Origin of the sequence: Cellulomonas sp. FA1 (genome assembly GCF_000986825.1) — a bacterium.
In the GTDB taxonomy this organism is placed as follows: Bacteria; Actinomycetota; Actinomycetes; order Actinomycetales; family Cellulomonadaceae; genus Cellulomonas; species Cellulomonas iranensis.
Map to the genome: position 1 here is coordinate 1,267,062 of NZ_LBMY01000001.1, position 13,382 is coordinate 1,280,443.

Sequence of the window (13,382 nt, forward strand, 5' to 3'; positions counted from 1 at the left end):
GTCACCCTACGGCGGGCGGCCCGGCGGACGCCGGGACGTCCGTGCGGCCCGTGCGGCGCAGCCACCACAGCCCGACGAACGGCAGCACGAGCGGCACGTACCCGTACCCGGCGCCGAAGCGCGACCAGACGGTCTCGTCGGGGAAGTCGCCGACGTCGACGATCGACAGCAGCCCCACGACCAGCACGCCGACGAGCTCGAACGCGACGGTCGCCCACGCGAGCCGGCGGCGGTCGGCCGCGAGCGCGAGCGTCGCGACCACGTAGACGACGCCCGCGACGAGCGACAGCACGTACGCCACCGGTGCCTCGTCGAGCTTGGTGGTCACCTGGTAGAGGCCGCGCGCGGTCGCGGCGAGCGCGAGCACGCCGTACACGGCGACGAGCAGCCGGCCGGCGCCCGACCCCGTGGGGCGGTGCGCCGGTGCGGCGGGTGCGGGCGGTCGGGTCACGCGGTCCCCCAGATCTGCAGCAGCCGGAGCTCGAGGAAGGCGACGGTGAGCGCGGCGACGAGCAGCACGACCGAGCTCCAGCGGGTGCGCTCGGCGAACGCCCACGCGGCCGCGACGGGCAGGATCACGAGCTGGGTGACGACGTAGCCCCACAGCAGCACGCCGTCGACGTCCTGCGAGCCGGTGGCCTGGACGACCCCGAGCACGACCGCCTGGAGCACGAGGACGCCCTCGACCACGGCGGCGCCCCAGAGCTGGCGCAGGACGACCGCGCGGTCGGCGACGACGAACCACGTCGCCCAGCCGGCCAGCGCGAGGCAGAGCACCGCCACGACGACGGCGAGGGGGATCACCACGGGGCGACAACCTACCGGGCGGGGACCCGCCCGGCCCCGTGACGTCCGTCGCCGCGGCGCGGTGGCGGCCGGGTCGCGCGCCTCGGCGACGCACGGTCGCCGCCGGTCCCCCGGCGGGCCCGCGCGGCGCGGCTACCATCGACGCGTGATCTCGCTGACCTCCACCGACCCCGCCCGGCTCGACGTCGAGGCGGTCGTCGTCGCCGTCCGCCCGCAGGGCACGTCCGTCATCCCCGTCGACGCCGACTGGCTGCCCGCGGAGCTCGCGCGGCAGATCACGCAGGACGGGACGCGCCTGGGCGTCACCGGTGCGGCCGACGAGGTGCGCCGGCTGCCGGGGACGGGGCTGACGGCCGCGACGCTCGTGCTCACCGGCCTGGGCGACGCGACCGTGGACGCCGCGACCCCCGAGGGCGCCGAGGCGCTGCGCCGCGCGGCCGGAGCCGCGACCCGTGAGCTCGCGGGCCTCGCGTCGGTGGCGCTCGCGCTGCCGACGCCCGACGCCGCCGCGGTCGGGGCGGTCGCCGAGGGTGCGCTGCTGGGCGCGTACGGCTTCGCCCGCTACCACGAGCAGGACGCGCCGGTCGCGCGCGTCGAGGTCGTCACGCCCCGCGTGCGGGACAAGGCCGCCAAGGCCGCGCTCGCGCGCGCCGAGGTGCTCGCCGCCGCGGTCCACGCGACGCGCGACCTCGTGAACACGGCACCCAACGACCTGTACCCCGCGGCGTTCGCCGACGCCGCCAAGGCCGCCGTCAAGGCGTCCGGCGCCAAGGGCCTCAAGGTCACGGTGCTCGACGAGAAGGCGCTCCTCGCGGGCGGGTACGGCGGGATCATGGGCGTCGGCCAGGGCTCGGCGCGCCCGCCGCGCCTGGTGAAGGTCGCCTACGCGCCGTCGCGCGCGACGGGCCACGTCGCGCTCGTCGGCAAGGGCATCACGTTCGACTCGGGCGGCATCTCGATCAAGCCGGCGGCCGGCATGGAGGCCATGAAGTCCGACATGGCGGGTGCGGCAGCCGTGCTGCACACGGTCGTCGCGGCCGCGCAGCTCGGGCTCCCCGTGGCCGTCACCGGCTGGCTGTGCCTGGCCGAGAACATGCCGTCGGGCACCGCGCAGCGCCCGTCGGACGTCATCACGATCCGCGGCGGCAAGACGGTCGAGGTGCTCAACACCGACGCCGAGGGCCGGCTCGTCATGGCCGACGGCCTGGTCGCGGCCGTCGAGGAGAAGCCCGACCTGGTCGTCGACATCGCGACCCTCACCGGCGCGCAGATGGTCGCGCTGGGCCACCGCGTCTCGGCGGTCATGGGCACCGACGCGGCGCGCGCCGAGCTGGTCGACGCGGCGCACGGCGCGGGCGAGCAGTTCTGGCCGATGCCGCTGCCGGCGGACCTGCGCGCGGGCCTGAAGTCGAAGGTCGCGGACCTGGCGAACATCGGCGACCGGTTCGGCGGCATGCTGACCGCCGGCATCTTCCTGCAGGAGTTCGTCGGGTCGACGCCGTGGGCGCACCTCGACGTGGCCGGCCCCGCGTTCAACGAGCGGTCGGCCTTCGGCTACACGCCCGTCGGCGGCACGGGTGTCGGCGTCCGGACGCTGCTGCGGCTGCTGGAGCAGCGCGCGTCCTGACGGACGTCGCCGCACACACTCGTCGGCGGCGCGGCGGCCGGGCGCGTCAGGCGCGCTCGGCCGCGCGACGCCGGCGCTCGACGCGCTGGCGCGCGTTCCAGTCCCGCACGCGCTGCGGGTAGCCCGTGCGCTGCACGTCGTACACGGGGATCTGGAGCTCGCGCGCGAGCGCGGCCGCGGCCCGGTCGTCCGGGACCTTGCGTCGCGTCCACTCGCCGTCGGTCGCGACGAGCATGAGCGTCGTGGGCGTGACGTTGGTGCGCGGCTCGACGTACGCCTCGACACCGACGCGCGTGGTCACGAAGTCCCGCAGGTAGGCGAGCGTCTCGGCGCGCGCCTCGCGTCCCGCGGGCGCGTCCGTGGGCTGAGGTCGACGACGGGAGAACAGACCCATCCCGCGAGGGTACCGACGAGACCTGGACGTCCGCTGGACGTCCGCGGGGGCCCGGAGCGGCGCGGCACACGCCTCGCGCAGGACATGGGACGACTGTCGCGGGACTCACACCGCCGGACGTGCTAGTCGGTTCGTCGCGACGGGGACGGGATGACAAGATGGGGCGGCAGCCCATCCCGACCTGCGAGGAGTGCGCACGTGGCCGACAACGGCACCGCTTTCGACATCGTCGTCCTGGGCGGAGGTAGCGGCGGCTACGCGGCCGCGCTGCGCGCCGCCGAGCTCGGCAAGACCGTGGCCCTCGTCGAGGCCGACAAGGTGGGCGGCACGTGCCTCCACCGCGGGTGCATCCCGACCAAGGCCCTGCTGCACGCGGCCGAGCTCGCCGACAACGCCCGCGAGGGTGCGCACTTCGGTGTGCACACGACGCTCGAGCGCGTCGACATGGGCGGCGTGAACCAGTACAAGGACAACGTGATCGGCCGCCTCTACAAGGGGCTCCAGGGGCTCATCAAGTCCCGCAAGATCGAGGTCGTCGAGGGCTGGGGCACGCTCACCGGCCCGCACACGGTCCAGGTCGGCGACCGCACGCTCACGGGTGAGCACATCGTGCTCGGCACCGGGTCGTACGCCCGCTCGCTGCCCGGGCTGGAGATCGGCGGCCGGGTCATCACGTCCGACCAGGCGCTCACGCTCGACTGGATCCCGCGCTCGGCGATCATCCTCGGCGGCGGCGTCATCGGCTCCGAGTTCGCGAGCGTCTGGAAGTCGTTCGGCACGGACGTCACGATCGTCGAGGCGCTCCCCCACCTCGTGCCCAACGAGGACGAGGCGATCTCCAAGGCCTTCGAGCGCGCGTTCCGCAAGCGCGGCATCGGCTTCAACCTGGGTGTCCGGTTCCAGGGCGTCACGCAGGACGACAACGGCGTGCACGTCACGCTCGAGGACGGCAAGACGTTCGACGCCGACGTCCTGCTCGTCGCGGTCGGCCGCGGCCCCAGCACGTCGGGCCTGGGCTACGAGGAGCAGGGCCTCACGCTCGACCGCGGCTTCGTCATCACGAACGAGCGCCTGCACACGGGCGTCGCCAACATCTACGCCGTCGGCGACATCGTCCCCGGCCTGCAGCTCGCGCACCGCGGGTTCCAGCAGGGCATCTTCGTCGCCGAGGAGATCGCGGGCCTCAACCCCCCGACGATCGACGAGTCCGGCATCCCGCGCGTGACGTACTCCGACCCCGAGGTCGGGTCGGTCGGCGTCACGGAGAAGCGCGCCAAGGAGCTGTACGGCGACGAGAACGTCGAGGTCCTCGAGTACAACCTCGGCGGCAACGGCAAGAGCCAGATCCTCGCGACGCAGGGCTTCATCAAGCTCGTCCGCAAGAAGGACGGGCCGGTCGTCGGCGTGCACATGATCGGTGCGCGCGTCGGCGAGCTCATCGGCGAGGGCCAGCTCATCGTCAACTGGGAGGCGTACCCCGAGGACGTGGCCCAGCTGGTCCACGCCCACCCCACGCAGAACGAGGCGCTCGGCGAGGCCTTCCTGGCGCTCGCCGGCAAGCCGCTGCACGCCCACAACTGACCTGGATCGAAGGAGACACGAGCGGTCATGTCCGAGAACGTGCAGCTTCCCGCGCTCGGTGAGTCGGTCACCGAGGGCACCGTCACCCGTTGGCTCAAGCAGGTCGGCGACCGTGTCGAGGTCGACGAGCCCCTGCTCGAGATCTCGACCGACAAGGTCGACACCGAGATCCCCTCGCCCGTCGCAGGCGTGCTCGAGAAGATCCTCGTCGAGGAGGACGAGACGGTCGAGGTCGGCGCGACCCTGGCCGTGATCGGCTCGGGCGAGGGCGGCGACTCCGCCGGGGACGCCCCCGAGCAGGAGCCCGCGCAGGCCGAGGCGCCCGCGCAGCAGGCGCCCGCCGAGGAGCCGGCGGCCGAGCAGTCGGCCCAGCAGGCCCCCGAGCAGCACGAGGACGCCCCGGCCCCGGCCGAGGCCTCGGCGCCGTCGGGCGACGGCCAGGAGGTGACGCTGCCCGCGCTGGGCGAGTCCGTCACCGAGGGCACCGTCACGCGCTGGCTCAAGGCCGTGGGCGACCAGGTCGAGGTCGACGAGCCCCTGCTCGAGATCTCGACCGACAAGGTCGACACCGAGATCCCCTCGCCCGTCGCGGGCACGCTCCAGGAGATCAAGGTCGGCGAGGACGAGACCGTCGAGGTCGGCGCCGTGCTGGCGATCGTCGGCTCGGGTGCCGCGGCGCCCGCCGCGCAGGCCCCGGCCGCGCCCGAGAAGCCCGCCGAGAAGCCCGCCGCGCAGCAGGAGCCCGCACCGCAGGCGTCCTCGCAGCCCGCCGGGTACGAGGCACCCGCGCCCGAGACCGAGTCGGCGCAGTCCGCCGGCACGACGCCGGCCGCGCAGGAGGCCGCCCGGCAGCAGCCGACGGCTCCGGCGGCGCCCGCCGCGCCGGCCGCCGCCGGGTCGTACCTCACGCCGCTGGTCCGCAAGCTCGCGGCCGAGAAGGGCGTCGACGTCAGCACGCTGACCGGCACCGGCGTGGGCGGGCGCATCCGCAAGGAGGACGTGCTCGAGGCCGCCGCCAAGGCCGAGGAGGCCCGCAAGGCCGCCGAGGCGCCGCCCGCCGCCGCCCCGGCCGCCGCCCCCGCGGCGTCGAAGCCGGCGGCACCCCCGGCCGTGTCGCCGCTGCGCGGCACGACCGAGAAGGCGAGCCGGCTGCGTCAGATCATCGCCGAGCGCATGGTCGAGGCCCTGCACACGCAGGCGCAGCTCACCACCGTGGTCGAGGTCGACGTCACGAAGATCGCGAAGCTCCGGGCGCGCGCCAAGGACGACTTCAAGGCGCGCGAGGGCGTCAACCTCACGTTCCTGCCGTTCTTCGTCCAGGCCGCCGTCGAGGCCCTCAAGACGTACCCGAAGATCAACGGGGTGCTCGAGGACAAGACGATCACGTACCACGGCCAGGAGAACGTCGGCATCGCGGTCGACACCGAGCGCGGCCTGCTCGTGCCGGTCATCCGCGACGCGGGCGACCTCAACCTCGCCGGCATCGCCCGCAAGATCAACGACCTCGCGGGTCGCACCCGGTCCAACAAGGTCACGCCGGACGAGCTGTCGGGTGCGACCTTCACGGTCACCAACACCGGCTCGGGCGGTGCGATCATCGACACGCCGATCGTTCCCGGCGGCACGTCGGCGATCCTCGGCACGGGCACGATCGTCAAGCGTCCCGTGGTCGTCAAGGGCCCCGACGGCGAGGAGGTCATCGCCATCCGGTCGATGTGCTACCTGTGCCTGTCGTACGACCACCGGCTGGTCGACGGCGCGGACGCGTCGCGCTACCTCATGGCGGTCAAGAACCGCCTCGAGGAGGGCGCGTTCGAGTCCGAGGTCGGTCTCTGACACGACGCACCACCGCGAGGGCCGTCCACCGTCCGGTGGGCGGCCCTCGCCGCGTCCGGGACCCCGCAGGCGCTCGCCCGCCCGGCCGCGTCACGGTCGCCGCGCCGCGCGCCCCGCGCGTCACTAGGGTGGCGGCATGCGCGTGCTGGTCGCCGGGTCGTCCGGCCTCGTGGGGACGGCCCTGGTCCGCCATCTGACCGAGGCCGGGCACGACGTCGTGCGCCTGGTCCGGCGCGCACCGCGCGCGCCCGGCGAGGCCGGCTGGGACCCCGACGCCGGGCGCGTCGACGTGGCGGCGGTGCGCGCGGCCGACGCGGTCGTGGACCTCGCGGGCGTCAACGTCGCGTCGCGGCCCCTCACGGCGGCACGCAAGCGCGCCGTCGTGGACTCGCGCGTGCGGACCGCCGGACTGCTGTCGCGCACGCTCGCCGGGCTCGCGGGCGACGACGCGACGCCGGCACCGCGCGTGCTGCTGCAGGCCTCGGGCATCGGCGCGTACGGCGACCGCGGCGACACGGTGCTCACCGAGACCGAGCCGCTCGGCGACACGTTCTTCGCGGGCGTCGTCCGCCGCTGGGAGGCCGCGACGGCCCCCGCGCGGGACGCCGACGTGCGTGTCGCGCTGCTGCGCACCGGCATCGTCCTGAGCCCCCACGGTGGCGCGGCCGCACCGCTGCTGCTCCCCCTGCGTGCCGGTGTCGCGACGCGGCTGGGCTCGGGGCGGCAGTTCTGGAGCTGGATCAGCCTGCTGGACGAGGTGCGCGCGATCGAGCACCTGCTCACCGCCGACGTGCACGGACCGGCGAACCTCGTGGCCTCGGCGGACCGGCACGCGGAGCTGCTCGCGGCACTGCGCCGTGCCTGGGGTGCGCACCTCACCGTCCCGGTGCCCGCTGCGGCGCTCCGGCTCGCGCTGCGGGACTTCTCCTCCGAGGTGCTCGGCTCGGTGCGCGCGGACCCGGCAGCCCTGCGCGCGAGCGGCTTCGTGGCCCGGCACACGACGCCGCACGACGTCGCCCGCTGGCTCAGGACGGCGCGCCGCCCGGCTCCCTGACGTCGAGCACGCGCCACCGGCCGTCCGCCCACCGGAGCACCAGCTCCACGATGCGCGACGGGACGGCGGGCACGTCGGCGCGCTCGCCCCGGGGCGTCACGCGCACGTGCGGGCCGAGGCCGGACGTCACGTCGACGGTCGCGTCCCCGTCGGGCGTGCGTCCCGTGGCGGCGACGGCCGCCACGTCGGCGACCAGTCCCTCGCTGCGGGCGCCCGCGAGCGCCGCGACGACCGCGGCGTCCGCGGCGGCCGCCGGCGAGCCGGGCACGGACAGGTCGGCGAGCGCGGCCGCGTCGGCCGCCGCGAGCGCGTCGGCCCGCAGCCGCGTCAGCGCGGCGGCCGCGGCCGCGGGGTCCTCGGGGTCCCGCACCGCCTCGAAGCCGCGGTCGTCCTTCGCCGTCGTGGCGCGGGTGCCGTCGGCGACGCCCGACGACCGCGGCGGGACCGTGGCGGCGGCGGCGGGGGCGGCGTCGTCACCCGTGACGGCGTGCACGCCCCAGGCGCCGCCGCCCAGCAGCGCCACGACCACCGCCACGACCGCGCCGACCGTGCCCGGGCGACGCCGGCGCACCGGTCGGGCGCGCCGCGACCGCCGCGCGGGCACCGGGTCCCCCGCGGCCTCGCGCGGCGCGGACGTGCGGCCGTGCGCGAGCGCGACCTGCGCACCGGCGAGCACGTCCGGGTCGGGCACGAGGACGGGCTCGGCATCCGCGCACGCGAAGGCGGCGTCGACGACGTCGCCCGCCGCGGCGTTCGTGCGCAGCAGACGCTCGAGCGCGTCGCGCAGCCGCAGCGTGCCGTCGAGCCCCGCGGCGAGGTGCGCGTCGAGGGGCGCCATGAGCCCCAGCAGCGTCGCGAGGAGCCGGTGCACGTCACCGGTCGGGCTGCCGTCGCCGCGCAGCGCGCCGCGCAGGTCGACCAGGACGGGCATGCCGCCCGGCCGCACGACCACCCGGTCGGCGCCGACCGCCCCGTGCGCGAGGCCGGCGGCGTGCAGCGCCGCGAGCGCCTGCGCGACCGGCACCGCGAGCGTCACGACCTCGCCGTCCGCGAGCGGCGGGCGCGCCGCCCGGACGGCGGCGACGGTGGGGCCGGGCACGTGCTCGCAGACCACCGCGACGCGACCCGGTGCGAGCGGCTCGACCGCGTGGACGCGCGCGAGGTGCGGGTGGTCGAGCGCCAGGAGCGCCGCGGCGCGCGTCGCGAGGGTCGCGTCCGCGGGTGCGTCGAGGACCTGGACCTCGAGCCAGCGCTCGTCCGCGTCGTCGAGGGGCCGCGCGATCCACCAGGACCCGTCGGTGCCGACCGGGGACGCGGGCCGCGCACCGAGCGCGTGCAGCAGCCGGAGGACGTCGTCGGGGGGCGGGACCGTGGGCACGGCCGTCATCCAACACGCGGTGCCTGGCAGCGCGTGCGCGTCGTCCACAGGCCCCGGCACGGCGGCGGGCGCGCGGCGGGTCAGCCCAGGAGCTGCGGCACCCCGGTCTCGGCGGCGACGCGCGCGGCGTCGAGCACGCGCGCGGTGGCCACGGCGTCGGCGGGGTCGACGGGCACGGGGCCGTCGGCGCGCAGCCACGCCTGGACCGCGCGGTACACGTCCTCGTGGCCGCCGGGCGCGCGAGGCACGGGGGTGCGCTCGGCGCCGCGCACCAGCCAGCCCTCGTGCGCCGGCTCGTCGGGGCCGCGCTGCGCGTCGAGCGCGTCGTCGAGCACGGCGAACGGCGTCGGCTCGCCCTCGAAGCTCGTCACGAGGTACGCACCGCGCTCCCCCAGCACGCGGGTGCGCGGCCCGGGCGCGCCGACGAGCCCGCCGGCCCACAGGTGGGACACGACGTGGTGGCCGTCGGCGTCCGCCGCGTGCTCGAGCGCGAGGAACACGTCGTCGAGCGCGGGCGTCGTCAGCGCGCGCAGCTCGGCGTGCACGCGGCGCACGGGGCCGAACAGCTGCACCGCCGAGTCGACGAGGTGCGCGCCGAGGTCGAGCAGCAGGCCGCCCGCGACCGCGTCCTGCTCCTTCCAGCGGTGCTGCGGCTCGGGGCGGTACCGCTCCCAGCGCCGTTCGAACCGGTGCACGCGACCGAGCTCGCCGGCGTCGAGCAGCGCGCGCAGCGTGAGCTGCTCGGGGTCCCAGCGACGGTTCTGGAACACCGTGAGCCGCCCGCCGCGCTCCTGCGCGAGCCGCACGAGCGCCGCGGCCTGCACGCGCGTGGTGGCCAGCGGCTTGTCGACCAGCACCGCGACGTCCGCGTCGAGCGCGGCGCGGACGTGCGCCGCGTGGTCGCCCGTCGGGCTCGCGACGACGACGAGGTCCAGCTCGTCGCGCAGCGCGAGGAGCGCCTCGACGTCGGGGACGACGTGCGCGCCGGGCCAGTCGGCCACGACCTGCTCGCCGCGGTTCCGCGTCACCACGGCCACGACGCGCTGGCCCGTCGCGCGCGCGAGGCGCGCGTGGATGCCGCGCCCCGCGCCGCCGTACCCGACCAGTCCGATGCGCAGCGGCTCCATGCCCGCCACTCTACGAGCGGTGCGCGGGCTCCTCGTCCGCCGCGGTCCGCGCGGTCGCCGCGTGGACGCCGTGCTCGGGACGTCGTGCGAGCGCCGACGGCCACCAGGTGCGCGCCCCGAGGTCGTGCACGAGCCCCGGCACCAGCAGGCTGCGCACGACGAACGTGTCGAGCAGCACGCCGAACGCGACGATGAACGCGAGCTGCGCCATGAACAGCAGCGGGATCACCGACAGCGCCGCGAACGTCGTGGCGAGCACGAGGCCGGCGGACGTGATGACGCCGCCCGTGACCGCGAGGCCGCGCACCACGCCGGCGCGGGTTCCGACCGCGGCGGACTCCTCCCGGACGCGCGTCATGAGGAAGATCGAGTAGTCGACGCCGAGCGCGACGAGGAACACGAACCCGTAGAGCGGGACGACGGGGTCCGCGTCGGGCAGGTCGAGCACGTGGTCGAACACGAGCGCCGAGACCCCGATCGCGGCCGCGAACGACAGCACGTTGGCCCCCATGAGCAGCAGCCCGGCGGCCACCGAGCGCAGCAGCAGCATGAGGATCAGCAGGATCACCGTGAGGACGACCGGGACGATGACCCGCAGGTCGCGCGCACCGGCGACCTGGGTGTCGAGCGTCTCGGCGGCGGGGCCGCCGACGAGCGCGTCGGGGGCGACCGTGACGACCGCGTCGCGCAGGTCGGCGACGGTGTCGACCGCCTCCTGGCTGTCGGACGGCGCCTCGGTGGCCACGTCGACGCGGACCCGGCCGTCGACGACGACGGGGTCGGCCGGGGCGGCACCGGGGCCGCCGGGGGCGGCGCCGGCGGGTGCGCCGGTGGAGCCCGTGTAGGGCGTGGCGGACGCGACGCCGTCGACGTCCTGCGCCGCGGCGACGACGGCGTCGAGCTCGTCCTGCGCGACGATCACGACCGCGGGCTGCACGGCTCCCGCGGGGAAGTGCTCGGCGAGCACCTCCTCGCCCGCGACCGAGTCGACGGGGGTGAGGAACACGTCGGTCTGGCTCGTGCCGGACGCGCGGAACGTCGGGACGAACGCGGCCGCGACCAGCAGCACGGCGGCGCTGACGAGCCACACGGGACGGGCGCGGCGCGCGACGAACCGCGCCCAGCGCGCCCACAGGCCGTTGCCGTCGGAGGGGTCGGCGGCGGCGGGCGGCACCGTGGCCGCGTGCTCGCCGTGCGTGGCGGCGGTGGTCGTCGCCGCGGCGGGCCGGGGCGCGCGGGGCCAGAACAGCGCGCGCGAACGACGACCGGCGACGAGGAGCATCGCGGGCAGGAACGTGAGCGCGGCGAGCAGGGCGGCGCCGATGCCGATCGCGGCCACGGGGCCGAGGCTGCGGTTGGACGCGAGGTCGGACAGCAGGAGGCACAGCAGCCCCGCGACGACGGTCCCCGCGCTGGCGGCGACGGGCTCGAGCGTCTGGCGCCACGCGACGCGCATCGCGTCCGCCGGGTGCTCGGCGTGCCGCAGCTCCTCGCGGTAGCGCGCGACGAGCAGGAGCGAGTAGTCGACGGCGGCGCCGACGACGAGGATCGACAGGATGCCCTGCGCCTGGCCGTTGAGGACGAGCACGCCCGCGTCGGCGAGCTCGTAGACCACCAGCCCGGCGAGCGCGAGCGCGAACACGGCCGTGAGGATGACGACGAACGGCAGGAACGGGGACCGGTAGACGACCACGAGGATGAGCAGGACCGCGCCGAGCGCGACGAGCAGGAGCAGGCCGTCGATGCCGGCGAACGCGGTGCCGAGGTCGGAGACGAAGCCGGCGGGTCCCGTGACCCACGCGTGCAGGCCGACGTCGCCGGCGGTGGTGGGGGTCGCGCCGAGGTCGTCCGCGAGCGCGGTCCGCAGGTCGCCGACGAGCAGGTTCGTGAGGGACTCGTCGTCGACGAGCTGCTCGGCGGCCTGTCCGTCGAGCGGGACTGGCACGAGGATCGCTGCGCCGTCCTGCGACGGCACCGGCACCACGGGTCCGGTGAGGTGGTCGGCCCACGTGCCGCCGTCGACGGGCAGGGCCGGGACCTGCTCGGCGAACCGCGCGACGGCCTGGAGCTGGGCGTCGGTGACGTCGGAGCCGTCCGCCGGGGCGAGCACGACGAGCGCGGGTAGGGTCTGCGTGTCGACGAAGTCGCGTGCGGCCTCGGCCGCGCGGGTGGACTGCGCCGACGACGGCAGGAACGCCGCCGCGTCGTTCGTCTGGACCTGGGAGAGGCGTCCTTGGGCCATGCCGCCCACGGAACCGAGACCGAGCCAGACGACGAGCACGACGGCGACGGCGACCGCGCGCGCCACGGGATTCCTCAGCATGCTGAGCATCATGACGCCGCGGCGACGCCTCGGCAACCTGGAGGACGAGTGAGCACGCAGCAGCCGCGGGGCCGGCCCGACCACTGGCCGGTCGGACGCCTGCTGTCGACGGCCGCGCGCCGCGTCGAGCGCGCGTGGGATGCGCACCTCGCTTCCTGGGACCTCAACCACGCGAGCCTGCCCGTGCTGGTGCACGTCTCCATGGCCCCCATGTCCCAGCGCGAGCTCGCCGACGCGTGCGGCGTGACCGAGCAGACCATGAGCCGCGTCGTGGCCCGGCTCGAGCGCACGGGGTACGTCACACGGCGCCGCCACGACGACGACCGACGCCGGCACGTCATCGCGATCACGCCCGACGGCGCCCGCGCGCTGGCCGCGTGCGCCGATCCCGGGCCCGCGCAGGAGAGCGTGCTCGGACACCTGGCGCCCGAGCGCCGAGCGCTGCTCGACGAGCTGCTGCGCGAGGTCGTGCGCCCCGAGGACCTCGACCCCGAGGGCGTCGCGGCCGCCGCCCGGCCGGGGACCGCCGACGAGGGCTTAGCCTGACGTCCATGCGCGTCGAACCGCTCGACCTCGGCACCCGTCTGCAGCCGTACGTGCCGACCTGGGACCTGCAGCGCGAGGTGCACGCGGCGGTCGCCGCGGGTGAGCGCGAGGACACCCTGCTGCTCGTCGAGCACGAGCCCGTGTACACGGCGGGCAAGCGCACGGCTCGCTCCGACCGCCCCGTCGACGGCACACCCGTCGTCGACGTCGACCGCGGCGGTCGCATCACGTGGCACGGCCCCGGGCAGCTGGTCGGCTACCCGATCGTGCGGCTCGCCGAGCCCGTGGACGTGGTCGCGTACGTCCGCGCGCTCGAGGACGCGCTCATGCGCACGTGCGCCGACGTGGGCGTCGCGACCGTGCGCGTCGAGGGTCGCAGCGGCGTGTGGCTCCCGGCCGACCCCGCGGACGCCTCCCCCGCACCCCGCCGCGAGCGCAAGGTCGCCGCGATCGGCGTGCGCGTGGCCCGCGGCGTCACGATGCACGGGTTCGCGCTGAACTGCACGGCGTCGCTCGACTGGTACTCGCGCATCGTGCCGTGCGGGATCGACGACGCCGACGTCACGACCCTGAGCGCCGAGGCCGAGCGCGAGGTCACGATCGCCGAGGTCACGCCGCTCGTCGTCGCCCACCTGCGCGACGCGCTCGCGCCGCTGCTGGCCGCGGGCGCGGCGGTCGCCGCGGGCTGAGACGGCGGTTCCGGCCCCGG

12 protein-coding genes are annotated in these 13,382 nt (G+C 76.1%); 6 read left to right on the forward strand and 6 right to left on the reverse strand.

The features are described from left to right. Window position 1: 1 nt before the first annotated feature. A complete protein-coding gene (locus GY42_RS05640) occupies window positions 2-451 on the reverse strand; it encodes a hypothetical protein (RefSeq protein WP_082131367.1) in 450 nt (149 codons plus the stop codon). Next, window positions 448-807, reverse strand: coding sequence for a hypothetical protein (locus tag GY42_RS05645; protein ID WP_046528583.1), 360 nt, complete (start codon window positions 805-807; stop codon window positions 448-450). The genes GY42_RS05640 and GY42_RS05645 overlap by 4 nt, the downstream gene beginning before the upstream one ends. 145 nt (window positions 808-952) lie before the next feature. Here GY42_RS05645 and GY42_RS05650 point away from each other — a divergent pair, with 145 nt between their 5' ends. Next, on the forward strand, window positions 953-2,434 hold the full coding sequence (locus tag GY42_RS05650; RefSeq protein WP_046530602.1) for a leucyl aminopeptidase: 1,482 nt from the start codon (window positions 953-955) through the stop codon (window positions 2,432-2,434). 46 nt (window positions 2,435-2,480) lie between these two features. On the opposite strand, the gene GY42_RS05655 is transcribed toward GY42_RS05650, so the two are convergent. Beyond that, complete coding sequence (locus tag GY42_RS05655; RefSeq protein WP_046528584.1) at window positions 2,481-2,828, reverse strand: hypothetical protein; 348 nt, start codon at window positions 2,826-2,828, stop codon at window positions 2,481-2,483. Window positions 2,829-3,026: 198 nt separating this feature from the next. Here GY42_RS05655 and lpdA point away from each other — a divergent pair, with 198 nt between their 5' ends. The 3 genes from lpdA (at window position 3,027) to GY42_RS05670 (ending at window position 7,299) form a co-directional block, all read left to right on the forward strand. Then, window positions 3,027-4,409: a dihydrolipoyl dehydrogenase gene (gene lpdA / locus GY42_RS05660; protein WP_046528585.1), complete on the forward strand. Its 1,383-nt coding sequence runs from the start codon at window positions 3,027-3,029 to the stop codon at window positions 4,407-4,409. Window positions 4,410-4,436: 27 nt separating this feature from the next. Continuing rightward, window positions 4,437-6,245 (forward strand): 2-oxoglutarate dehydrogenase, E2 component, dihydrolipoamide succinyltransferase, encoded by a 1,809-nt coding sequence (sucB, locus tag GY42_RS05665; RefSeq protein WP_046528586.1) that lies wholly within the window; start codon window positions 4,437-4,439, stop codon window positions 6,243-6,245. A 136-nt stretch (window positions 6,246-6,381) separates the two neighbouring features. Next, a complete protein-coding gene (locus GY42_RS05670) occupies window positions 6,382-7,299 on the forward strand; it encodes a TIGR01777 family oxidoreductase (protein ID WP_046528587.1) in 918 nt (305 codons plus the stop codon). On the opposite strand, the gene GY42_RS05675 is transcribed toward GY42_RS05670, so the two are convergent. From GY42_RS05675 to GY42_RS05685, 3 genes are all read right to left on the reverse strand, one after another. After that, window positions 7,271-8,677: a hypothetical protein gene (locus tag GY42_RS05675; protein WP_152667221.1), complete on the reverse strand. Its 1,407-nt coding sequence runs from the start codon at window positions 8,675-8,677 to the stop codon at window positions 7,271-7,273. The genes GY42_RS05670 and GY42_RS05675 overlap by 29 nt on opposite strands. A gap of 80 nt (window positions 8,678-8,757) precedes the next feature. Then, the gene (locus GY42_RS05680; protein WP_046530603.1) at window positions 8,758-9,804 is read right to left on the reverse strand and encodes a Gfo/Idh/MocA family protein; all 1,047 of its coding nucleotides are present in this window, start codon (window positions 9,802-9,804) and stop codon (window positions 8,758-8,760) included. Window positions 9,805-9,814: 10 nt separating this feature from the next. Continuing rightward, window positions 9,815-12,127, reverse strand: coding sequence for an MMPL family transporter (locus tag GY42_RS05685; protein WP_236686721.1), 2,313 nt, complete (start codon window positions 12,125-12,127; stop codon window positions 9,815-9,817). A gap of 48 nt (window positions 12,128-12,175) precedes the next feature. On the opposite strand from GY42_RS05685, the gene GY42_RS05690 reads away from it, so the two are divergent. Beyond that, entirely contained in the window at window positions 12,176-12,673 is a 498-nt protein-coding gene (locus GY42_RS05690; RefSeq protein WP_152667222.1) for a MarR family winged helix-turn-helix transcriptional regulator, read from the forward strand. Window positions 12,674-12,678: 5 nt separating this feature from the next. Beyond that, the gene (gene lipB / locus GY42_RS05695) at window positions 12,679-13,362 is read left to right on the forward strand and encodes a lipoyl(octanoyl) transferase LipB (protein ID WP_046528590.1); all 684 of its coding nucleotides are present in this window, start codon (window positions 12,679-12,681) and stop codon (window positions 13,360-13,362) included. Window positions 13,363-13,382 lie beyond the last annotated feature (20 nt).

Bases quoted from the DNA above. Each gene is read 5' to 3' on its own strand.
- GY42_RS05655 (WP_046528584.1), bottom strand. From the start codon at position 2,828: ATGGGTCTGTTCTCCCGTCGTCGACCTCAGCCCACGGACGCGCCCGCG.
- sucB (WP_046528586.1), top strand. From the start codon at position 4,437: ATGTCCGAGAACGTGCAGCTTCCCGCGCTCGGTGAGTCGGTCACCGAG.
- GY42_RS05670 (WP_046528587.1), top strand. From the start codon at position 6,382: ATGCGCGTGCTGGTCGCCGGGTCGTCCGGCCTCGTGGGGACGGCCCTG.
- GY42_RS05680 (WP_046530603.1), bottom strand. From the start codon at position 9,804: ATGGAGCCGCTGCGCATCGGACTGGTCGGGTACGGCGGCGCGGGGCGC.
- GY42_RS05685 (WP_236686721.1), bottom strand. From the start codon at position 12,127: ATGCTGAGGAATCCCGTGGCGCGCGCGGTCGCCGTCGCCGTCGTGCTC.
- lipB (WP_046528590.1), top strand. From the start codon at position 12,679: ATGCGCGTCGAACCGCTCGACCTCGGCACCCGTCTGCAGCCGTACGTG.